Origin of the sequence: Pseudomonas sp. BO3-4 (assembly GCF_034044115.1) — a bacterium.
GTDB classification, from domain to species: Bacteria; Pseudomonadota; Gammaproteobacteria; order Pseudomonadales; family Pseudomonadaceae; genus Aquipseudomonas; species Aquipseudomonas alloputida.
The window spans coordinates 2596342-2618813 of sequence record NZ_CP139018.1 but is presented as its reverse complement, the minus strand read 5'-3'; the positions used below and the strand labels follow the sequence as shown (position 1 = coordinate 2618813).

Below are 22472 nucleotides of genomic sequence, written 5' to 3'. Positions count from 1 at the left end.
TCCTCTGGAGCGCTGATCATGGCAACCATCTGGATATTCAATTCAACGTCAGTTTCAGGGCATAAGCCCGCTATTGGCGGGCAAGTATCAAACTTATCAAAAAACACTTTATGCCTGCGAAATCCTTGGGTATCAGATTCTGTATTCATGGGGAAACTGTACTGCACAATGACTCTATCATTAATAATCGGCTTATACCCAAATCTATTTGGTCGAGAATTCCTGGGCTACTTTAATTCCAACCCCATATTAATGTCCGGCTTCACACTCGCCCCCTTCACCTTCCTTCCTTTCCTTATTTATCGAATATATTTCATAAAACGCTTATCAAGTTTCTGCTTCAATCGGTCAACCCAAAAAATCTATTACCAACGTTTGAGCAAGGTACTCGTATTCGAATGGGCTAACACCGGAGGTGGCATCTTCAAACGCACCGAATACGGCGGTTCATCATTCAGCACCAGTTATGCCCTCGCCTTCGCCCCCCGCCGGGAAGACGGCAGCCTGCACCAAAAAGACTGCCTGTGGGTGGACAGCAACGAACCCACCGAACCCGGCGTCAAACATGTCGCCGAAGTGTGGGAATACCTGCGCCACTTCATGGATCACGGCCCGGACAAACTCCCCCCGCCCGGTGAACCCAACTGGTGGCACAAGCCACTGCACGCCATCTGCCTGACCCCGGCAGAAGCCTGGCGCCACTACGCCCCTTGGCGAACCGGTGAGCCCGGTGAAATGCAGGGCAAAAAGAACTGGCAATTGCCGTTCTGGGCCGTGCTGTTTCCCTACAACCTGACCGTCGCCCTCTGTTGGTACTGTGTCTGCAAGCTTTTCAATGTCCGTGCAGCGCCACCACCGGCGGAGGCTTTCGAAGGGGGGCCTGCTAAGCCCGAATAGTCACCACCTGAAGTGGATAGGAAGAGAACGCTAAGCGCCTGGATAGCAACGCGGCAAGACAGAATGGGGATGGCGCCCAGATCAAAGGGCTGTAGGACGGCGCCTGACTTATCGCAGGCAACCCAGCGTCCACAGGTTCGGCACAAATCTCAAGAGGTGCAATACCTGTGGCGCTGGGTTGCCGGCGATGATTGGGCGCAGTGCCTGTCAGGCGAACTTGGCCCGGGCCGCGTGCAGTTTCTTGTAGCTGTCGATCAGGCGCAGGTGGCGATCAAGGCCTTCGAGCTTCATGCTGGTCGGGGTCAGGCCATGGAAGCGCACACTGCCGTCCACCGAACCCAATACCGCGTCCATGCGCGCATTGCCGAACATACGGCGGAAGTTGGCTTCGTAGTCATCCATCTCCAGTTCGTCATCCAACTGCACTTCCAGCACCACGTTCAGCGCCTGGTAGAACAGGCCGCGGTCTACGGTGTTGTCGTTGAACTGCAAGAATGCCTCAACCAGTTCCTTGGCGTCCTCAAAACGCTGTACCGCCAGGCAAATCAGCAGCTTCAGCTCCAGAATGGTCAGTTGGCCCCACACTGTGTTTTCATCGAACTCCACGCCGATCAGCGTGGTGATGGTGGTGTAGTCATCCACATCGCAATTGTCCAGGCGCTTGAGCAGCAGCTTGAGCGAGCGGCTGTCGAGGCTGTGCAGGTTGAGGATGTCTGCACGGAACGACAAGGCGCGGTTGGTGTTGTCCCAGATCAGGTCCTCGACCGGGTAGATTTCCGAATAGCCCGGCACCAGTATGCGGCACGCGGTGGCGCCAAGGTTGTCGTATACCGCCATGTACACTTCCTTGCCCAGGTCTTCGAGGATGCCGAACAGGGTCGCGGCCTCCTGCTGGTTGGAGTCCTCGCCGTGCCCGGAGAAGTCCCACTCGACGAATTCGAAGTCGGCCTTGGCGCTGAAGAAGCGCCACGACACCACGCCGCTGGAGTCGATGAAATGCTCGACGAAGTTGTTCGGCTCAGTCAGTGCATGGCTTTCGAAGGTGGGTTGCGGCAGGTCGTTCAGGCCTTCGAAGCTGCGGCCCTGCAGCAGCTCGGTGAGGCTGCGCTCCAGCGCCACTTCCAGGCTCGGGTGGGCACCGAACGAGGCAAACACGCCACCCGTGCGCGGGTTCATCAAGGTCACGCACATGACCGGGAACTCGCCCCCCAGCGACGCATCCTTGACCAGCACCGGGAAGCCCTGCTCTTCCAGGCCCTGGATGCCGGCGACGATCGCCGGGTATTTGGCCAGCACCTCTTGCGGCACGTCCGGCAGGCACAACTCGCCCTCGAGGATTTCGCGCTTCACTGCCCGCTCGAAGATTTCCGACAGGCACTGCACCTGCGCCTCGGCCAAGGTGTTGCCCGCGCTCATGCCATTGCTGAGGAACAGGTTTTCGATCAGGTTGGACGGGAAGTACACCACCTGCTGGTCGGACTGGCGCACGAACGGCAGCGAACAGATGCCCCGCGCCGTGTTACCCGAGTTGGTGTCATACAGGTGCGAACCACGCAGCTCCCCGTCAGGGTTGTAGATCGCCAGGCAGTGCTCATCGAGGATCTCGGCCGGCAACGCGTCGCGCGGGCCCGGCTTGAACCACTGCTCGTTCGGGTAGTGCACGAACGGGGCGTTGGCCAGGTCTTCGCCCCAGAACTGGTCGTTGTAGAAGAAGTTGCAGTTGAGGCGCTCGATGAACTCGCCCAGCGCCGAGGCCAGCGCAGCCTCCTTGGTGGCGCCTTTACCGTTGGTAAAGCACATGGGTGACTGCGCATCGCGTACGTGCAGCGACCAGACGTTGGGGACAATGTTGCGCCACGAGGCGATCTCGATCTTCATCCCCAGCCCGGCGAGGATGCCCGACATGTTGGCAATGGTCTGCTCCAGCGGCAGGTCCTTGCCGGGGATATAGGTGCTGGTGTCCGACACCGGCATCAGCAGCCCCTGGGCATCGGCATCGAGGTTGTCGACCACCTCGATCACGAACTCAGGGCCGGTCTGCACCACCTTTTTTACCGTGCAGCGGTCGATGGAGCGCAGGATGCCTTGACGGTCCTTGTCGGAGATGTCTTCGGGCAGTTCGACCTGGATCTTGAAGATCTGGTTGTAGCGGTTTTCCGGGTCGACGATGTTGTTCTGCGACAGGCGGATATTTTCGGTGGGGATATCGCGGGTCTGGCAGTACAGCTTGACGAAGTAAGCCGCGCACAAGGCCGAAGACGCCAGGAAATAGTCGAACGGGCCGGGGGCCGAACCATCGCCTTTGTAGCGGATAGGTTGGTCGGCGATCACCGTGAAGTCATCGAATTTGGCTTCGAGACGGAGATTGTCGAGAAAATTGACCTTGATTTCCATGCGGGATTACCGTGATTTAAGCGTGCAAAACGAAATTGGCCGGCATTATCCGGGTTTTCGTTGCGCAAGTCCTGTTCAACGCCGACTGCAGGCTTGATTTTTCGAAGCTGGCTTGCGTATTCCGCCGGATTACTTGCCTGATCCTCTGAAGCCACCCCCGCCACCAGACCAGCGGTCATCCTGCTGTGCTAGCGTTTCTGCACCGGGGGACAACGTATTCCCCATGCAGATAAAACACAGCGACAACAACCGTGACGGGCAGGTGAAACCATGGAACTACGCATCAACCAGAAGACCTATCAGGTCGAGGCGGACGCCGACACGCCCCTGCTGTGGGTAATCCGCGATGACTTGGGGCTGACCGGCACCAAGTATGGCTGCGGCTTGGCCCAGTGCGGCGCCTGTTCGGTGCTGGTGGACGGCAATGTGGTGCGCGCCTGCGTTACCCCGGTGGCCGGTGTGGTGGGGCGTGAGGTCACCACCATCGAGGCGATCGAAGCCGACCCCGTCGGCAAACGGGTGGTCGCCGCCTGGGTCGAGCACCAGGTGGCTCAATGCGGCTATTGCCAGTCTGGCCAGGTCATGGCAGCCACGGCGCTGCTCAAGCACACGCCCAAACCCAGCGATGCGCAGATCGATGCAGCCATGGTCAACCTGTGCCGCTGCGGCACCTACAACGCCATCCATGCCGCCGTGCATGACCTGGCCCAGGGGGAGCAGGCCTGATGAACACGCCAGTCGATACACCCGCCGAACTGCTCAGGCTGCAGCGGGGCGAAACGGTCAACCTGTCACGTCGGCGCTTTCTTGCCGGCACCGCAGTCGGTGCCCTGGTGCTAGGTTTCGGCCTGCCCATGGGCTCGGCCCGCGTGCAGGCAGCCGCCGCCGCTGCGGCAACCGCGGAACGCGGCACCCAGGTGCCTGCATTTCTGGAGATTCGCCCGGACGGCACGGTGCGCCTGCTGAGCCCCTTCATGGAAGGCGGACAAGGCCCTTTCACCGCCATGGCGCAGATTGTGGGTGAAGAGCTGGATGTCGACCCGGCCCATTTCGTGGTCGATAGCGCGCCACCGGGCGAAGCCTACGTGGTGATGGAGAACGGCATGCGCATCACCGGTGGCAGCATGTCGGTACGCATGAGCTACCCGACCATGCGCCGCCTGGGCGCGCTCGCTCGGGGCATGCTGCTGCAGGCGGGCGCCGAACACCTGGGTGTACCGGTCGATGAGCTTTCAACCACGCCGGGTAACGTAGTACATACCACGACCGGACGTTCCGTACCCTACGGTGAGCTGGCCGGTCGCGCCATGGACCTGCCGGTGCCCGACCCGGCCAGCGTCAAGCTGCGCGACCCCAGCCAGTTTCGCTGGATTGGAAAGCCCGTACGCCGCCTGGATGCCTACGACAAGTCCACCGGCAAGGCCCAGTACTGCATCGACATCAAAGTCGACGGCATGCTCCACGCTGCCGTGCAACATGCGCCGCGCCTGGGCATGACGGTTGGCAGCCTGCGCAACGAAGACCAGGTCAAGGCCATGAAAGGCGTACATTCTGTGCATCAGCTGCCAGGCGCCGTGGCCGTGGTCGCCGAGCGCTGGTGGCACGCCAAGCGTGCAGTGGAAGCGATTCAGGTGGACTGGAAAGAACCGGCCGCCGACAGCAAAGTGCGACCGATGCCGGCCGATTTTTCCAGCGACGCCTGGCGCGAACACCTCGCGACGGTGCAAGGGCCATCCCGTGATGAAGAGAACGAAGGGGATATTGCCGGCGCCTTGGCCAACGCCAAGACCCAGGTCGAGGCCAGCTACCACAACCAGTACCTGAACCATGCCCAGCTGGAGCCACCGTCCGCCCTCGCCCGCTTCAACCCGGACGGCAGCCTCGACGTCTGGCTGCCCAACCAGGCCCCGGACATGTTCCGTGACGACATTGCCAGACGCACCGGCCTGGAGCCTGCACAAATCAACCTGCACTCGCCGCTGCTGGGCGGCTTCTTTGGCCGCCACTTCCTGTACGACTCTGCCAACCCCTACCCGCAGGCCATTGCCCTGGCCAAAGCGGTTGGCCGGCCCGTGAAGCTTATCTGGAGCCGCGAGGAGGAGTTTTTGCGCGATGTACTGCGCCCCGTCGCAGTGGTGAAGTTCCGCGCCGGGCTGGACGCAGACGGTATGCCAGTGGCGCTCGAAGCGGTCAGCGCCACCGAGGGCCCAACCGAGGCCCTTGCTGGAAAACAAGGGGAGAAGATCGACCCGACCGCGCTTGAGGGGCTGTCAGGCAAGTCCTACGCCATCGCCAACAAGCGCATTGCCCAGATCTATGTCAAAGGCCCGGCCATGCTCGGTTACTGGCGCTCGGTAGGTAACTCGCTGAACGACTTCTTCTACGAATCATTCCTGGACGAACTGGCTGACAAAGGTGGCAAGGACCCGTTTGAACTGCGCCTGCACCTGCTGCGCGACAACCCGAGACTGACCAACCTGCTGAACGCAGTGGCCGACTTGTCCGGCGGCTGGAAGCGCGGACCGTTCACCGCCGAGGATGGCAGCAAGCGCGCACGCGGCGTGGCCATGGCCTCACCGTTCGGCTCGGAGGCTGCGGTCATTGCCGAGGTTTCCATCGACAACGGCCAGGTCAGGGTGCACGACATCTGGCAAGCCATCGACCCAGGCAGCATCGTCAACCCGGCGATCATCGAGCATCAGGTCAACGGCGCTGTCGCCCTGGGCCTGTCGCAGACGCTGGTGGAAGAAGCGGTGTACGTGGATGGCAAGCCGCGCGCGCGCAATTATGACCTGTACCCGATTCTGCCGCCTTCGCGCATGGCCCGGGTGCATGTGCGCATCATCGAAAGCGGGGCGAAGATGGGCGGCATCGGCGAACCACCGCTGCCCGCCGTTGCCCCGGCGGTGGCCAATGCGGTCGCGCAGCTCACTGGCCAGCGCGTGCGCAGTTTGCCATTGAGCCGCCACACCTTCAGCTGATCGCACAAGGGACGCCTCATGACCCATCGTTTCGCAAGAACCGCTGGCTGGCTGGCGCTGCCGTGCCTGGTCGCGGCGGGCCTGCTGGCCTGGTATGTCACCCGTGAACCCGCATCGCCGTTTGCCGATGCACAGGCCACTGCTGCCGACCCGGCGCTGGTCAGCCGAGGCGAATACGTAGCCCGGCTCAGTGACTGCGTGGCCTGCCATAGCCTGCCGGATGGCAAACCGTTCGCCGGCGGGCTGGAAATGGCCACCCCGCTGGGGGCAATCCACGCCACCAACATCACCCCCGACCGCGACAGCGGTATCGGTAACTATACCCTGGCTGACTTCGACCGCGCCGTGCGCCAGGGTGTCGCGCCGGGTGGCCGACGCCTGTACCCGGCTATGCCTTACCCGTCCTACGCCAAGCTCAGCGATGATGATGTCAAGGCGCTGTATGCATTCTTCATGCACGGCGTGCAACCGGCGCGGCAGGCCAACCTGGCCAGCGACATCCCCTGGCCGCTGAACCTGCGCTGGCCCATCGCCTTGTGGAACGGCCTGTTCGCCGCCACCACGCCTTACACCGCCAAGGCCGGGCAGGATGCACAGTGGAACCGTGGCGCCTATATCGTCCAGGGCCCCGGGCACTGCGGCAGTTGCCATACGCCACGCGGCCTGGCCTTCAATGAAAAGGCGCTGGATGACAGCGGCAAGCCGTTCCTGTCCGGCGCACTGCTCGACGGCTGGTATGCACCCAGCCTGCGTGCCGACCACAACACCGGGCTGGGGCGCTGGAGCGAGGCCGAGATCGCGCAGTTCCTGAAGACCGGGCGCAACCGGCATGCAGTGGTATATGGTTCGATGACCGAGGCGTTCAACAACTCCACGCAATTCATGCGTGACGACGACCTGGCCGCCATCGCCCACTACCTGAAGTCGCTGCCCGGCGACCCTCAACGTGACGGCGCACCCTGGCAATACCAGGCCGAATCGCTAGCGACGCGGTTGGACAGCCCAGGAGCGCGCACCTACGTGACACGCTGTGCGTCATGCCACGGCCTGGACGGCAAGGGCCAGGCCGAATGGATGCCGCCCTTGGCAGGGGCAACCTCGGCACTGGCCAAGGAGAGCGCCTCGGCAATCAATATCACGCTCAATGGTTCGCAGCGGGTGGTGGCTGCAGGGGTGCCGGACGCCTATCGCATGCCGGCTTTGCGCGAACAGCTGAGTGATCAGGAGATTGCCGACGTGCTCAGCTTTGTGCGTACGGCCTGGGGCAACCAGGGTGGTGCGGTGGATGCGCAGGCGGTAGGCAAGCTGCGTGGGCATACCGACCCGGCCAGCAGCAGCCCCATCATCTTGCATATGCGTTGAATTGGAGTGGCACATGTACCGACGCGAGGCTGCCCCCAACAAAGACCGCGCAGCACATGAGCCACTCTGTCACTGCCACCGCTCCAGATTCTGTTTCAACCACTGTTCGGGCAAGGCCCCGCCAACGATCTTCGCCATCTCCCGCGCCAGCGCCTCACGCAGCGGTGGCCGGTTGCAGGGCGACTCACGTGAGATTGCCAGGTACAACCCTTCGCTGGACACCGGTGGCTGCAACACCTGCACAGTGGCTGCGATGCCCAATGTGCGTGCCAGCGCCATGCCAGGATACTGCTCGTACACCACATAATCGCTGCGCTTGTGCATCAGCTTCTCGAACGCCTGCCTGGCACTGGGCACCGCTTCGAGGGTGAGATTGGCCTGGGCGTATTCATCGAACTGCTGGCCGTGGCTGTTGTTGACCAGAGTGCCACCCTTGCGGCCTTTGAGGTCGGCCCATTGCTGGTAGGCAAAAGCATTGTCCTGGCGCACCCAGATGACGCTGGGGGTGCGCAAAAATGGCGGGGCGATGAAGTCCACATGCTGCCGGCGCGCCTCGGTCAGGAAATACCCGGCCATCAAGTCGATCCGCCCAGTGCGCACGGCTTCCTGGGCTCGCGACCACGGCCCGGCGTAAACCACCTCTATGTCCAGCCCCAACTGCTTGCCCACGTATTTGAGCAGGTCGGCATTGGCACCGATCAATCGTTGAGGGTTTAGCGGGTCGCGCCACAGGTAGGGGGGGTACTCCGGATTTCCTGTGGCGGTCAGCCGTAAGCATGCATCATCCGCCACCGCAGCCAGGGGCAGCAGTGACAGGCACACCAGGAGCAAGACGTGGCGAAAGCAACGCTCGATCATCTACAACCCTCGGCACATGAAACACCCGGCGACCCGGCGTGATAGCCAAAGGCTGCCACCCACTGTGGTCGCCTGCAGCTATCATCTGCGCGCTGTGGACAGTCTGGACCATCAGCAACCCGCAGACGAGCCTTTCATCGTTCAGTTGAAAAATCTGCCGAAGGACAGACAGTAAGGGCCTGCACAGCAGGCGACAACGTGGGCTTTTCAGGCACCCTGCCGTCGCATCGCCAGGATCGCCGCGCCGAAACCGATAAAGGTGGTGCCCACCACCCGGTTCACCCAGCGCGACAGCGACGGCCGGGTCAGCACCCCTTTGGCCCGCGCAGCCAGGGCGGCATACGCGCTCAGCGAAGTGAGCGACAAGGCCACGAAAATCCCGGTCAAGGTCAGGAACTGCGGCAACAACGCAGCCCCCTGGTCGATGAACTGCGGGAACAGCGCAGTAAAGAACATGGTCGCCTTGGGGTTGGTGACTGCAGTGAGGAAGGCCGATTTGAACAGTTTCAGCGGCGCGGGTCGCACCTTGGCCGCACGCTCTGCGGCCCCCTGCTCCAGCATCGGGCTCTTCTTCAGCAGTTGTCGCACGCCCAGGTAGAACAGGTAGCCCGCCCCCAGGATCTTCACGGCATTGAACAGTACTTCAGAACTGGCCAGCAGTGCGCCTAGCCCCAGCATGGCCGCAGCCGACAAGCAGAACAGGCCCGTGCCATTGCCCAGCGACGACCAGATCGCGCTGCGCTGGCCATGGGCAAGGCTGTTGTTGATAGCCATCAAGGTGGCAGGGCCGGGGCTGGCGATCGCGATGGCGGCGACCAGGGTGAACGCGAACAGCGAGTGAGAATCCATTTCAGGCTCGGCAGACAATCAGGAAAGGCTGCGTGAATTGCACGCAGGTTCAGCTGGCATTCTGCCGCTTGGCCGCCTTCTTGGCGATAGCCTTCATTCGCGTCGCCGCCCGCTGCACAGTGGCCATTTTCTCGGGCCGCTTCATGCCCCGCCACTTGCGGATTTCGTCACGGGTACGGCCGCAGCTCACGCACAGTTCGCTGTTGAGCTGGCATAACGAGACGCAGGGGTTGTCGATGTCTTTGGCCATGCAACTGCTCAGCCAGGCAGCTCTGCACGCGCACGTTCGCCTGCGCTGTGGAACACCTGGCGCACTTCCTCGGCCTTGACCTTGGTTACCGACCTGGCTGCCAGCAACTCTTCGACTACGCGCAAGCCCTGCTCGAGGGCTGTGGCCAGTTGCTCGGCGTCGGAGGCGTCAGCGATATCACCCAGATAGGGAGCAATGAGATACACGTAACGGTCCTGCAGCTTGAGCGCTTCCAGCGCGTCGAGGGCTTTCTGGAACCGATCGGCAGCGGCAGGGCTCATGCTCAATTTATCGAAATGAATCAGGCTCACACGGTCAGTGGCCATTATGACGAATCTCCGTTTCCTGGTGCGGCCAGGCCCACAAGCAGCAGCGCTTCTACGATGCTCGTATGTGCGGGCCCGGGTTATGCCCATCAGGGTACCAGAAGCCGAGGCAGAAAGGGCCACTGCCCCCAGAACTAAAAGTATTTGCCAAGTCGCGTAATGGACGCCCCAGGACGTTATGGGGACATGAGCCGCCATTTGCTGCGCAGGATAATCCCGCCAGCAATCCACCCCGCCGAGGCCGTCATCGCGCTCGGCAGCCCACACAACAACAAGCCTGCGCGCTCAGGCAGACACAATGGGGCCTCATCATACATGGCAAAGGAACACATCCCCGAAACACTCGATCTTGGCGTCACAGACCCCTCGAAAACCGCAGAAGCCCGCCAGGACCGGCATTTCGAGGGCAAGCTTGACTGGATTGTCTTTGGTTTCACCAGCCTTCTGGCCATCGCCTTCGTGCTCTGGGGCTTCCTCAACCAGGTCAGCCTGGCCAGCAGCGCCTCCAGCGCGCAATCCTGGGTCATTCTCAATTTCGGCTGGTTCTTCGTGCTCACCTCCTCCCTGTTCGTGGTGTTCGTGCTGTGGCTGGCCGCCAGCCGTTACGGGCGAGTGCCGCTGGGCCGCGATGGCGAACAGCCAGAATTTCGCACGGTGTCCTGGGTAGCAATGATGTTCAGCGCCGGTATGGGCATCGGCCTGATGTTCTTCGGCGTGGCTGAGCCGCTGTCGCACTACATATCGCCGCCGCCCGGCTCGGCCAGCGGGCAGACCAGCGAAGCGATGCAGGTGGCAATGGCCACCACCTTGTTCCACTGGACCCTGCACCCTTGGGCCATGTACGCCATCGTCGGCCTGGTAATCGCCTACGGCACCTTCCGCCGTGGCCGCTCGCAGCTGATTTCCGCCGCCTTCCGACCACTGATCGGCAAGCACGCAAACGGCCCTCTCGGCCGCCTGATCGACATGATGGCAATCTTCGCCACGCTGTTCGGCTCGGCCGCCTCGCTGGGCCTTGGGGCGCTGCAGATTGCCGGCGGCCTGGAATACAACGGCTGGATCGAAAGCCCCGGTAAACTGTTCTACATCTCGATCATCACCCTGCTGACCATTGCCTTCGTAACCTCGGCGGTGTCGGGCATCGGCAAGGGTATCCAGTGGCTGTCCAACACCAACATGGTGCTGGCACTGGTGCTGGCGGTGTTCGTGTTCATGGTCGGGCCGACGCTGCTGATGCTCAACCTGCTGCCGACCTCGCTCGGCATCTACATCAAGATGCTGCCGGAAATGATGGCCCGCACCAACGCCAGCGGCGGCGAGCAGATGAACAGCTGGCTGGCCGGCTGGACCGTGTTTTACTGGGCCTGGTGGATCTCCTGGACGCCTTTCGTGGGCATGTTCATCGCCCGTATCAGCCGCGGTCGCACCATTCGCCAGTTCGTTACCGGGGTGCTGCTGGTGCCAAGCCTGGTCAGCCTGGTGTGGTTCACCATCTTCGGTGGCGCCGCCATCGAGGCCGTGCGCGAGGGCGCCTTCCAGCTGGCCAACGGGGCGGTCAACAGTAACCACGCGCTGTACCAGTTGCTGGACAGCTACCCGCTGGCCTCGGCAACCTCGGTGCTGGTGATGATCCTGGTGGGCATCTTTTTTGTTTCGGGCGCCGACGCCGCTTCGCTGGTGATGGGCACGCTGTCGGAACACGGCACCACCGCGCCATCGCGACGCACAGTGATTTTCTGGGGGACGCTGACTGGTACGGTGGCGGCGATCATGCTGGCGATCGGCGACCCAGGCAACCCTGGCGAGGCGCTGACCGGGCTGCAGAACCTGACCATCGTCGTGGCCTTGCCATTCGTGGTGGTGATGGTGCTGCTATGCCTGGCGCTGTACCGCGACCTGCGCAAGGACCCGATGATGCTGCGCCACCTGCGCGGCAACGAGCTGATCGAGAAGGCCGTACTGTATGGGGCGGTGAAGCATGGGGAGGAGTTCTACATTGTGGTGCAGGAGAAGAAGGCATCGGCCAAGACAGCGGCAGAGGCCGAAGTAACCAGCAACTGACGGCGCCAACCCGAAAACCACGGGCTGCCACGCAGCCCGTTCGCGATTCGAGGCCGCGCCTGCTGAAACACAGACCCGCTTCAACCTTTTAGCGCCGCCGCTATCTTCGCCACATCAATCTTGCCCATCTGCATCATGGCCTCGAACGCACGCTTGGCCGCCGCACGGTCGGAATGGCCGATGGCTTCGATGAGGATGCGTGGAGTGATCTGCCACGAAATCCCCCATTTGTCCTTGCACCAGCCGCAAACGCTGGCCTCGCCGTCGTTGCCGACAATGGCCTCCCACAAGCGGTCGGTCTCTGCCTGGTCCACGGTACTGACCTGGAACGAAAATGCCTCACAGTGCTTGAAGGCCGATCCACCATTGAGCCCCACGCACGGGATACCCATTACCGTGAATTCCACGGTGATCACATCGCCCTGCTTGCCTGAAGGGTAATCGGCGGGTGCCTGGTGCACAGCGACCACCCGGCTATCGGGGAAAGTTCGGGCATAGAAGTTCGCCGCCTCTTCGGCAGCGTGGTCATACCACAGGCAGACGGTGTTCTTGGCAGTCATGGTCTTGCTCCAAGATCGAAGGTGAGCCTTGAGTCTAGCCCCATAGCCCCGGCGTACCGGTAGCACCTGACCACCTGATGCAAATGCAGGTTTGATAGGCGATCAAGCCGATAAAAAAAGCGCCCCAAGCGGAGCGCCAGAAAATCCACCCAAACCAAAGGAGCAACAAGGTTGCCAAGGTGGAATCACAGAATCGACAACGGGTACTCCACGATCAGCCGCACTTCGTCCAGGTCCGACTCGAACGCCGTGGCCCGGGTGGTGGCCTGGCGAACCCGCAACGACAGGTCCTTGGCCGCGCCCGTCTGCACCACATACTTCACCTCGATGTCACGCTCCCAGCGTTTCTGGTCGGTCAGCGGGTTGCCCGCAACGTCACGGCGCATGTAGGTGGCGTTGGCATTGGAGTAGTCAGCATCGGTACCCTTGCCGTAGCGTGTCATGAACGACAACCCGGGTACGCCGTAGGCAGCCATGTTCAGGTCATAACGCAGCATCCACGAACGCTCCTTGGGCGCGTTGAAGTCGCTGTACTGGATGGAGTTGTCGAGGAAGATCGAGTCGGACTGACGCAGGTAGTCGAAGTCGTCGTCGCCGTTGTTGCGCTGGTGCGTCAGGGCCAGGGTGTGAGCACCAAAGCGCACACCCAGCTTGGCGCTCCAGATGTCGTTGTCAAAGGCGCCCAGGCGCTGCTGCCCTTCATCCACAGCCTTGTAATAGTTGAAACCGCCAATCAGCGCCAGCGCCTCGCTCAGTGGCCAGCTCAGGCTGGTGCCGGCGTAGTACTGGTTCCACGCGTCCTTGAGCCGGCTACTGAACAGGCTGACGCTGACATGCTCATTGAGGCTGTAGTCCCCCCCACCATAGGCGATCCAGGGCGAATCGACCGGGCCGCCATAAAAGGTCACGAAGTTCTCCCGCAGGTCGCTGGACATCGGCTGGCTCATGGCATGCAGGCGCCCGGCTTGCAGGGTGAGGTCCTGGATGCTGGTGTTCTCCAGGGTCACCCCACGGAAGCTTTCCGGCAGCAGCCGCGAGTCGCCAGCCGCCACCACCGGGTTGGCCGGGAACACATCACCCACCTTCAGTACCGTGTCGAACAGTCGTAGCTTGGCCGCGCCCCCCACCTTGGTGTATTCGTCACGTGCCTGGCCGTCGCGGTCAACCGGCAATACGTCGAAAGAACTGCGCCCGCCGTTGCGGCCGCCGCCCGTGTCGAGCTTAAGGCCAAGCATGGCAAACGCATCCAGGCCAACACCTACGATGCCCTGGGTGAAGCCCGACTCGAATCGGGTAATCACGGCATGCCCCCAGGCCTCGGAGTAGCCGTTGTCAGGTTGTTTGCTCGGGTTGTGTGTGGGGGCCACAGAATCGCGATTATCGCGGTTGAAGTAGAAGTTGCGGTTAAGCACGCTGAGGGTGCTGCCCTCCATGAAGCCATCCGCACTTTTTTCTGCAGCAACAACCTGGCTGCCAACGCCGGCCAGCGCCAGGCAAGCAGCCAGTGTCAGGGGTGATCTGCACGTCATCCGATGCTCCTTGAACGTCGCATTTGTTGTTATGTCGGCGGGCCAAGATTGACGGCCGGCAGATAACGCCAAGGTGATCGGCGCATTACAATTGCGTCATCGGCAACGCAGCGCTCTGGGGCGGGCACTGCAACATTCTGCAGACATTTCCGACACTAGGCAGTGAACCTGCTGACAAAAAAACGGTCTTTCGCTGACGGTCAACTCACCGACCGGTTCATCGGCCCAGTCACCGGGCCTACTTTTTGTCCTGTTTCAGCGAAGACCCAACATGCCCGATTCCCGCCCAAATGCTTCCGCCCTCCCTGCCCTGCGCATCGGCCTGATTGCCGCCCTGGTGGGCCTGGCCGCCCCCGTGCACGCCGAAGAGCCTGCCAGCGACGCACGCTGGGTCAGTGACAGCCTGAGCACCTACGTGCGCAGCGGCCCGACCGACGGGCACCGCATTGTCGGCACGCTCAAGTCCGGGCAGAAGCTGACCCTGCTCGGCAGCCAGGGCAATTACAGCCAGGTGCGCGGGCAGAACGGCGATGTGGTGTGGATCCTCAGCAACGACCTGCAGACAGTGCCCGGGCAGAACGAGCGCCTGCCATTGCTCGATGCCCAGGTCGCCGAACTGACCGGGCAGTTGAAGACCATCGACGACAGCTGGAAGAACCGCGTACAGGGCATGCAGGAAACGCTTGATTCGCGCAAGCAACTGATTGACGAGTTGGAGGCACGCAACAAGGCACTGAACGAGCAGCTCGATCAGAGCCAATCGGACCTGCGCGATACCCAGGCCCGCCTGGGGGATGAGAACAAGCAGGTGATGATGCGCTACATGGTGTATGGCGGTAGCATTGCCGGTGCAGGCTTGCTGGCGGGGCTGATCCTGCCGGCACTGACCCGTGGGCGCAAGAAGAACGATCGCTGGTTCTGAGTTTGGCAAGGCGTCGGGGCTGGAACGTGCGTACCTGCCACAGGTCTTGCCGCAGCGCAATCGCCCCTACAGCAACCGTTCCAGCGCCTCCAGCACATACCCCGTGGCCCGCTCCACCTGCCCTTCCCGACACGCAATACCCAGCTGCCGCCACAACCCCGGCCGCAGCGGTCGGCGGGCAATGCGCCGGTCCAGTTCGGTCGCCTCCCCCTCCTGCGGCAACAAGGTCGCTCCATACCCGGCGCCGACCAGGCTTTTGATCGCATCGTTGTAGTTCAGCTCGATCCGTGGTTCGGGGTACAACCCCGCCGCTGCAAACCATTCGCCGGTAACCCGCGACAGCTGGGTGGTGCTGTCGTTGAGAATCAACGCCCGTTGCGCCAGCCAGGCCGGGGTGATCCTGGCCGGTGGCTGCCAGTCGGCCGGCACATACGCCAGGATCGGGTCGCGCCGCCAGGGGGTAACCGTCAGCCCTTTGCCGGCCACCTGCGGCAAGGCCACAAGGCCGATATCCAGTGTGCCCTCACGCAAGCGCGCGAGCGACGCCTGGGAGGTCAGCACCTGGACCTGCACATCGATCCCCGGGTGCTCCACACGCAGGCGCGCCAGCGCCTGCGGCAGCAAATGGGCGATGGCACCGGTGGAGGCGCCCAGCCGCACACGCCCGGTCAACCCTTCGACCTGCCGGCGTACTTCGTCCAGCGCCAAGTCAGCGTCCGCCAGCAGGCGTCGGGCACGCCCCAGCAGTGTTTCACCGATGACGGTAGGCCGCACCTGGCCGCGGGTGCGGGTGAGCAACGGGGCGCCGATACGCGCCTCCAACTCGGCCACGTGCAAGCTGATGGTGGGCGGCGCCAGGTTAAGCTGGCGGGCGGCCTCGGCAAAGGAGCCCAGGTCGGTGATGACCACCAATGTGCGGAGGCGGTCGAGGCTGATTTCGCGCATTGTTCAGAGCCGGCCCTTTTGCGGGTAAACCCACAGGTTCACCACGGGTTTCAAAACTGATTCAGAAAACCTGAATGTATCGATCATCATATTCAAATTTTCATTACCAACGCTACGGGCGAGCATAGGCTATCTTTCCCCAACCGGACCCCGAGCATGCACACCCCTGTTGTTTTCATCGACGGCGACCAAGGCACCACAGGCCTGCAGATCCATGCCCGCCTGCAGGGCCGTAGCGATCTTCGCCTGCTGACCCTCCCCGAGGCCGAGCGCAAGGACCCGCAACGCCGCCGCGAAGCGATCAACAGCGCCGACATCGCCCTGCTGTGCCTGCCCGACGACGCCGCCCGCGAGGCCGTGGCCGCAATCCACAACCCACAGGTGCGGGTGATCGACGCCAGCTCGGCGCACCGCACCACACCAGGCTGGGTGTATGGCCTGCCGGAGCTTGACGAACAGCAAGCCGAGCGCATCGCGCAAAGCACGCGTGTCAGCAATCCCGGCTGCTATCCCACCGGCGCCATCGCGCTGCTGCACCCACTGGTCAAGGCTGGCTTGCTGCCTGCGGACTACCCCCTGAACATCCACGCCGTGTCTGGCTACTCCGGCGGTGGTCGCGCGGCGGTCGAGCGGCACGAACAGCCCGGCGCCGCCAAAGCGCCGGCGCTACAGCTGTATGGCCTGGAGCTGGCGCACAAGCACGTACCGGAGATCCAGCAGCACGCGGGGTTGTCGGCGCGGCCGATGTTCATGCCCGGCTATGGCGCCTACCGCCAAGGCATCGTGCTGAGCATTCCGCTGCAGCTTCGCCTGCTGCCTGGACAGGTCAGCGCCGCGCAGCTGCAAGGCTGCCTGGAACGGCATTACCAGGGTGCCCGCCATGTTCAGGTGATGCCTCTGCATCAGGGCGGCGCTGCGGCAAACCTCGACCCCGAGGCATTGAACGGCAGCAATGACCTGCGCCTGGCGCTGTACGCCAACCCCGAGCATGGCCAGGTACTGCTCACCGCAGTGTTCGACAACCTGGGCAAAGGTGCCTCTGGTGCTGCCGTGCAAAACCTCGACCTGATGCTCGGTGCCTTACAGGCACACGGCTGATGCGGCAAAACCAGTTAGACTGTACACCCGCGCCAACACAGCGCGGGTCGTATTCTCATCCGCCGGAGCCCCCAGATGTTCATCCTGAGCCGCCTCGACAGCGTGCCACCCGAATCTTTCCAGAACCAGATCCGCGAGCTGGTCATTCACAATGTCGGCGAATTGAGCAGTGTCGCCATCGCTGTCGACAACCCGCTGTACCCGCTGTACCAGTACGGCGTCGGCATGGAAGTCCACCAGTACCTGCAAGCGCTGGACGGCGCCCGCGGTCTGGCGGTGGCACTTACCTTGGCGCTGGATGCCGAAGCACCGGACCAGTTGCTGGGCTTTGCGCTGTCGCTGCCAGCCCAGGACGATGGGCGGGCCTGTTCATTGGCCTTTCTGGCCGTGTGCGCCAGCCATCGCCGCCAGGGCATCGCCCGTGCTCTGCTGGGCGACCTGCGGTCGCGCCATGCCTGCGTGGAGCTGAACGCCTTTGCCAACCAGGTGCCGTGGTTCGAGGCGATGGGCATGCAAGTGGTGGCCGCCAATGGACCGCAGGTGCTGATGAGCAGTACCGGCCAGCCCAGTGGTGCGCTGATCGGGCGCCTGGACATTGCGCCGATTTATCAGACGGCTGAAGTGCTGCAGATTCACACCTATCTGCTTAACCAGCAGGGTGAGGATGCAATGATCGAAGCGGAGCAGATGCGCGATGAGCGGCTGGATGAGCTGACCGCTCAGGCCCAGGAATGTGTGCGCCAGCGCAAGACCGTGCATTGATCCGATGGCCTGTTCGCGGGCTTGCCCGCGCCCACAGGAATACCGTAAGGCCCAAGGCCGGTGATGTACCTGTGGGAGCGGGCGAGCCCGCGAAGAAGCCCCATTGGCCTTTCAGCCATGCCCCCAGCGCCGATGCAGCCCACGCGCCAGGGCATCCAGCACAAACCCCAGCACGCCAATCAGCAGCACCATCGCCATCAGTTCGGAATAAGCCAGCCGGTCGCGGGTATCAAGAATGAAATACCCAAGCCCCGCACTCACCCCAAGCATTTCGCACGGCACCAGCACAATCCACAGAATACCGATGGCCAGGCGCACGCCCGTCAGCACGTGACCGATCACCCCCGGCACAATCACCTTGCACAAGGTTTCCCAGCGCGTTGCACTCAAGCTGCGGCTAAGTTGCAGCCAGCGCGGGTCCAGTTGACGCACCCCTGCCGCCGTATTCAGCAAGATCGGCCACAACGCGGCAAACGCCAGCAGGAAGTAGATCGGCTGGTCACCCACGCCCATCAGCATCACCACCACAGGCATCCACGACAATGGCGATATCATTCGCAGAAACTGGAATGCTGGCGTGGTCGCCGCCTCCAGGTGCCGGTAGCTGCCTACCAGCAAGCCCAGCGGCACACCCATCAGCAGCGCCAGCAGCAGCCCAATCAGGATGCGCTTGAGGCTGACCCAGATATGCCCATAGACCTCGCCCTGCCCCAGCAGCTCGACCAGGCTGGCCAGGGTTGCCGCCGGCGAAAAGCGCGCCGACAGGCCGTCGGCCTGGCCGAACAGTGCTACACCGGCCCACCATAACAGCAACAAGGCCAGCAACCCGACCAGCCCAAGGCCGGCATGTACGACATGGGTGCGCATCAGACCGCAAACTCCTCGCTACGCTCGAAGTTGTCGGCAATGCCGAACACAGACGGGCCACCCACTGTCGCGATGGCATTACGCACGAAGCGATCGTCGACCAGGTCGCGGGCGGCATACGCCGGATCCAGCCCGGCAAGGAACGCATTGTCGCCTTCGATCAGGGTGGTTTTCAGGCGCTTGACCAGCTCTTCGGTGTAACTCGGGAACGGGTATGGCTGGAAGTCGATGCGCTTTTCGTCCCACTGCTGATGGCGAATGGCACCACTGGCAATGTAGCCAGCACGGTCTTCGGCGGCGGGCGCCAGGACCTTGGTCAGTACCGCAGGCTCGTGCGGGGTGTACTTGTTGGGGCCCGCCCGGGACAGCAGTGCGGCGGCTTCGGTGCGATGGTCACGGGTCCATTGCTGGGCCTTGACGATGGCGTTGACCACTTTCTGCGACCACGCCGGGCGGTTATTCAGGTCATGCTCGTGCATGAACACCACGCAGCACGCATGGTTGCGCCATACATCGCCGGTAAAGCGCTGCACGCGGCCTACCTTGAGGTTCTCGGCCAGCGCGTTGAACGGCTCGGCAACGATGTAGCCGGCAATACGCTTGCTGGCCAGAGCGGGTGGCATGTCGGACGGTGGCAGCACCAGCAGGTTGACTTCGTTGGCGGCCAGTTGCGCATTGGCGGGCTTCGACACGGGCGTCAGGCCGTTGTCGTTGAGCAACTGTTGCAGTACCACATTGTGGATCGAGTACCAGAACGGAATGGCCACTGTCTTGCCACCAAGCTGTTTCACGTCGGATATATCCGGCGCTACAGTCAGGCCCGAACCGCCCACGTGGTTCCAGGCCACCACCTTGGCTGGCACCTTGCTGCCATAGCGCGCCCATACTGTCATCGGCGAAAGCAGGTGGATGACATTGACCTGGCCGGAAATGAATGCCTCGATCACCTGCGCCCAGCTGCGCAGCAGCACCGGGCGCTCGGCCTGGATGCCTTCGGCCTCGAACAGGCCGTTGTTATGTGCCACCAGCAGCGGCGTGGCATCGGTGATCGGCAGGTAGCCGATACGCACCGGCGCGTCCGGCTCGGCAGCGGCACGCGCCTGCAAGCTCGACAGCAACGGCAATGCACCGGCAGCAGTGAGCATGGCGCCGAGCTTGAGAAAGTCACGACGCGAAGAAGAGGAACAGCAGTCATCCATGCACATGGACAGCCTCCGAGGGCAACGAGGTTGGGGTAGGTTCGACTGTGCGGCTTGCCCGCCGAAGGGTTTTGAGGATTTCGATACGCAAGGCGCCCAGTTCTTCGACCCGCTGCGTCCTTGGTTGCGGCAGGTCGATGTGCCACTGGCCGAGGATGTGCGCTGGGTGGTTGCCCAGTAGCAGAACCCGGTCTGACAGCAGCAGGGCTTCGTCGATATCGTGAGTGATCAGCACGGCCGCGGTCTTGTGCGTGGCGATCAGTTGCAGCAGCAGCTGCTGCATGTCGGCGCGGGTCACCTCATCCAACGCACCGAAGGGTTCATCCAGCAGCAAGACTTCGGGCTGGCGTGCCAGGCAGCGGGCCAGCGCGGTGCGCTGGGCCATGCCGCCAGACAACTGCGCCGGGTACTGGCCACGCGCGTGGGCCAGGCCCACAGCCGCAATCGCATGGTCGATGCGTGCACGGCGTTCGGCATCCGCCAGCTTGGGCTGACGGGCGAAGTCCAGGCCGAAGGCGACGTTTTTCTCCAGGCTCAGCCATGGCAGCAGGCTGGGGTCCTGAAAGGCCACCGCCAGACGCGGGTGCGGCCCCTGCAGCGGCTGGCCGTGCAAGCTCACGCTACCGCCGCCAGGCTGCTGCAGGCCTGCCAGCACCCGCAGCAGGCTTGACTTGCCCACACCACTGGGGCCAAGAATGCTCACGACTTCACCTGGCGCCAGCTGCAGGTCGAACTGCGCCAGCACCTGCTGCCACCCCCCCTCACGCGGGTAGCCCAGGCGGATGTCACGGGCCTCCAGCAACACTGCGCTCATGCAACGCCCGCCTGGCGCTGCAGTTCGGTGCGCAATTGCACCAGGCTGGGCGTGACGATCGGCACGAAGGCCGACTCCCGCCAGCGGCGGGCAAACCCTTCGCCGTATTCGCTGAGGTAAGCCTTGCCGCCACTGGCCTGCAATTCCAGTTGTACTGCGTCGGCAGCACTTTCAGCCAGGATGATGCGCAGCTTGAACAAGGCCGCCGGCTGCTGCTGGAAGCGACCGTCGAGCAAGCCCTGCTTGAGTTCGCTGACGGTGTTTTCCAGGCGTTCGCTAAGCACCTGACAGGCTTCGTCGAGGAACGACGCTCGGCCATGCAGGTGCGCGTGAACCTCTTCCAGCGCCCGTCGCGCCAGGCCGATGGCCATGCCACATTGCAGCGCCAGGAATGCCGGGCGTACCCGTGGCAGGAATTCGCGTGCATTTTCATGCAGCAGCCAGTCGCGTGCCAGCGATACCTGGTGAAAAGCCAGTGCTGCCGTGTTGCTCGACTGCAGGCCCATCAGTTGTAGATCATCAGAACGCTCCAGGCCTTGAGCGTCGGAAGGAATGGCCAGCACAAACGGCGCGCCGCCGGCTTCATCCTCGATGGCCGCCGCCACCACGAAGCCGCTTTTACGCAAGTTGGTCACCCAATGCAGTCGCCCTTCCAGGTGCCAGCCATCGGCTGCCGGGCGGCCACGCACCTGCAGCGCTTCGATACCGGACAGGAACTTCATGGCGTTGGACAGCCCGGTGGCACCGGCCAATTCACCGGTCAACAGCCGCGGCAGCAGGCGCTCACGCAGGGGCAGGTTGGGGCTGTGCAGCAGGTATTCGATGAAGGCACGCTGGCCCCAGCAGACGAAAGCCGCAGCCAATGAGCGGCTGGCAATGGCGGCGATGGCCTCGACCGCGTCGGTCACCTGCCCGCCCGTACCGCCCAGCGCTGGGTCGACCCCCGTGCGCAGCAGCTGCGATTCTGCGATCTGCGCCAGTACCTGCTGCGGCTCGCACAGGCCCCGGTCGATGGCCTCGGCATTGGCATCCAGCCAGTGTCGAAATGCACAATCTTGCATGGTCTTGCTCCTTTGATAACGCCGGGGCCGCTCTGCGGCCCGTTCACGGCACAAGGCCGCTCCTACAACGGCCTGGTAATGGCCATTATCACAGGTGGGCTACGCAGAAGGCTGCCAGCGGTATTTGCCAAGCTCTTCGTTGAGTGGCGTCTGGGCGAAAACATTAGCAAAGTTGCACAGGGTTGCGAGGCTTACGCCCAGAATCACCTCCAAGGCGTTGCCTTCACTGAAGCCGGCCTCACGGAAGGCCTGGTAGGTGGCTTCGCTGACATTGCCACGGGTGGCGATCACTTCGCGGGCAAAGGCGGCCAGGGTTTCGTAGCGGGCGTTCGGGAGTTCGCCACGGGCACGCAGAGCATCGACCACCTCCTGCGGCAGCTTGGCCTTGTTCAGCGCGACGGCCGTATGGCCGGCCACGCAAAAGTCGCAGCCATGCTGGGTGGCCGCGATCAGTTGCACCACTTCACGCTCGGCCAGGCCAAGCTCAGACTTGCCATTGAGTGCCGAAACGGTCACGTAGGTTTCAAGCGCCGCCGGGGCGTTGGCCAGCACGCCGAGCAGGTTGGGGATGAAGCCGGAATTCTTCTGGGCATTCTCAAGAAACGGCCGTGCCGCTTCCGGGGCGCTCTGCAGCGTGTGTAAAGTAATGCGCGAGGACATGCAGTGATCTCCTTTGATGAGTGTCACTACAGTCTGTTGGTTATAAGAACTACCCTCCATATTCATCAGTCGCCTTT

21 protein-coding genes are annotated in these 22472 nt (G+C 62.8%); 8 read left to right on the top strand and 13 right to left on the bottom strand.

The window, feature by feature from the left end:
- Window positions 1-18 precede the first annotated feature (18 nt).
- Window positions 19-897, top strand: coding sequence for a DUF6708 domain-containing protein (locus REH59_RS12160; RefSeq protein ID WP_128573638.1), 879 nt, complete (start codon window positions 19-21; stop codon window positions 895-897).
- Between the two features lie 207 nt (window positions 898-1104).
- Here the strand turns inward: REH59_RS12160 and REH59_RS12155 are convergent, their stop codons facing one another.
- A complete protein-coding gene (locus tag REH59_RS12155) occupies window positions 1105-3291 on the bottom strand; it encodes an OsmC domain/YcaO domain-containing protein (RefSeq protein ID WP_012052024.1) in 2187 nt (728 codons plus the stop codon).
- A 270-nt stretch (window positions 3292-3561) separates the two neighbouring features.
- Here REH59_RS12155 and REH59_RS12150 point away from each other — a divergent pair, with 270 nt between their 5' ends.
- From REH59_RS12150 to REH59_RS12140, 3 genes are read left to right on the top strand one after another with little or no spacing between them, the layout of a single operon-like run.
- On the top strand, window positions 3562-4017 hold the full coding sequence (locus tag REH59_RS12150) for a (2Fe-2S)-binding protein (RefSeq protein WP_003256023.1): 456 nt from the start codon (window positions 3562-3564) through the stop codon (window positions 4015-4017).
- A complete protein-coding gene (locus REH59_RS12145; protein ID WP_014860048.1) occupies window positions 4017-6272 on the top strand; it encodes a xanthine dehydrogenase family protein molybdopterin-binding subunit in 2256 nt (751 codons plus the stop codon). Before REH59_RS12150 ends, REH59_RS12145 begins: the two co-directional genes overlap by 1 nt.
- An 18-nt stretch (window positions 6273-6290) precedes the next feature.
- Complete coding sequence (locus REH59_RS12140; RefSeq protein ID WP_003256026.1) at window positions 6291-7634, top strand: c-type cytochrome; 1344 nt, start codon at window positions 6291-6293, stop codon at window positions 7632-7634.
- Between the two features lie 69 nt (window positions 7635-7703).
- Here REH59_RS12140 and REH59_RS12135 read toward each other — a convergent pair whose 3' ends face one another.
- The 4 genes from REH59_RS12135 to REH59_RS12120 form a co-directional block, all read right to left on the bottom strand.
- A complete protein-coding gene (locus REH59_RS12135; RefSeq protein ID WP_003256028.1) occupies window positions 7704-8492 on the bottom strand; it encodes a substrate-binding periplasmic protein in 789 nt (262 codons plus the stop codon).
- Between the two features lie 207 nt (window positions 8493-8699).
- Window positions 8700-9341, bottom strand: a complete 642-nt coding sequence (locus tag REH59_RS12130; protein ID WP_003256031.1) for a LysE family translocator — start codon at window positions 9339-9341, stop codon at window positions 8700-8702.
- Window positions 9342-9390: 49 nt separating this feature from the next.
- Window positions 9391-9591 carry a DUF1289 domain-containing protein gene (locus REH59_RS12125; RefSeq protein WP_003256032.1) on the bottom strand — a complete coding sequence of 67 codons (201 nt, stop codon included), beginning with the start codon at window positions 9589-9591 and terminating at the stop codon, window positions 9391-9393.
- A gap of 8 nt (window positions 9592-9599) precedes the next feature.
- Window positions 9600-9917, bottom strand: coding sequence for a hypothetical protein (locus REH59_RS12120; RefSeq protein WP_003256033.1), 318 nt, complete (start codon window positions 9915-9917; stop codon window positions 9600-9602).
- Between the two features lie 315 nt (window positions 9918-10232).
- On the opposite strand from REH59_RS12120, the gene REH59_RS12115 reads away from it, so the two are divergent.
- The gene (locus tag REH59_RS12115; protein ID WP_003256034.1) at window positions 10233-11978 is read left to right on the top strand and encodes a BCCT family transporter; all 1746 of its coding nucleotides are present in this window, start codon (window positions 10233-10235) and stop codon (window positions 11976-11978) included.
- An 80-nt stretch (window positions 11979-12058) separates the two neighbouring features.
- Here the strand turns inward: REH59_RS12115 and REH59_RS12110 are convergent, their stop codons facing one another.
- A complete protein-coding gene (locus REH59_RS12110) occupies window positions 12059-12538 on the bottom strand; it encodes a VOC family protein (RefSeq protein ID WP_014860047.1) in 480 nt (159 codons plus the stop codon).
- A 185-nt stretch (window positions 12539-12723) separates the two neighbouring features.
- Window positions 12724-14067, bottom strand: coding sequence for an OprD family porin (locus tag REH59_RS12105; RefSeq protein WP_014860046.1), 1344 nt, complete (start codon window positions 14065-14067; stop codon window positions 12724-12726).
- Window positions 14068-14338: 271 nt separating this feature from the next.
- Here REH59_RS12105 and REH59_RS12100 point away from each other — a divergent pair, with 271 nt between their 5' ends.
- Entirely contained in the window at window positions 14339-14989 is a 651-nt protein-coding gene (locus tag REH59_RS12100; protein WP_014860045.1) for a TIGR04211 family SH3 domain-containing protein, read from the top strand.
- Between the two features lie 66 nt (window positions 14990-15055).
- On the opposite strand, the gene REH59_RS12095 is transcribed toward REH59_RS12100, so the two are convergent.
- Window positions 15056-15934 (bottom strand): LysR family transcriptional regulator, encoded by an 879-nt coding sequence (locus REH59_RS12095; protein ID WP_003256039.1) that lies wholly within the window; start codon window positions 15932-15934, stop codon window positions 15056-15058.
- Between the two features lie 156 nt (window positions 15935-16090).
- Between REH59_RS12095 and argC the strand changes: the two genes are divergently transcribed.
- A complete protein-coding gene (gene argC, locus REH59_RS12090) occupies window positions 16091-17032 on the top strand; it encodes an N-acetyl-gamma-glutamyl-phosphate reductase (RefSeq protein WP_014860043.1) in 942 nt (313 codons plus the stop codon).
- Between the two features lie 75 nt (window positions 17033-17107).
- Window positions 17108-17794, top strand: a complete 687-nt coding sequence (locus tag REH59_RS12085) for a GNAT family N-acetyltransferase (RefSeq protein ID WP_014860042.1) — start codon at window positions 17108-17110, stop codon at window positions 17792-17794.
- A 111-nt stretch (window positions 17795-17905) separates the two neighbouring features.
- Here REH59_RS12085 and REH59_RS12080 read toward each other — a convergent pair whose 3' ends face one another.
- The 5 genes from REH59_RS12080 to REH59_RS12060 form a co-directional block, all read right to left on the bottom strand.
- The gene (locus tag REH59_RS12080) at window positions 17906-18661 is read right to left on the bottom strand and encodes an ABC transporter permease (protein WP_014860041.1); all 756 of its coding nucleotides are present in this window, start codon (window positions 18659-18661) and stop codon (window positions 17906-17908) included.
- The gene (locus REH59_RS12075) at window positions 18661-19866 is read right to left on the bottom strand and encodes an ABC transporter substrate-binding protein (protein ID WP_014860040.1); all 1206 of its coding nucleotides are present in this window, start codon (window positions 19864-19866) and stop codon (window positions 18661-18663) included. Before REH59_RS12075 ends, REH59_RS12080 begins: the two co-directional genes overlap by 1 nt.
- Entirely contained in the window at window positions 19853-20674 is an 822-nt protein-coding gene (locus REH59_RS12070; protein WP_014590651.1) for an ABC transporter ATP-binding protein, read from the bottom strand. The genes REH59_RS12075 and REH59_RS12070 overlap by 14 nt, the downstream gene beginning before the upstream one ends.
- The gene (locus REH59_RS12065) at window positions 20671-21735 is read right to left on the bottom strand and encodes an acyl-CoA dehydrogenase family protein (RefSeq protein ID WP_014860039.1); all 1065 of its coding nucleotides are present in this window, start codon (window positions 21733-21735) and stop codon (window positions 20671-20673) included. The genes REH59_RS12070 and REH59_RS12065 overlap by 4 nt, the downstream gene beginning before the upstream one ends.
- A gap of 99 nt (window positions 21736-21834) precedes the next feature.
- The gene (locus tag REH59_RS12060) at window positions 21835-22395 is read right to left on the bottom strand and encodes a carboxymuconolactone decarboxylase family protein (RefSeq protein ID WP_003256052.1); all 561 of its coding nucleotides are present in this window, start codon (window positions 22393-22395) and stop codon (window positions 21835-21837) included.
- Between the last annotated feature and the right edge of the window lie 77 nt (window positions 22396-22472).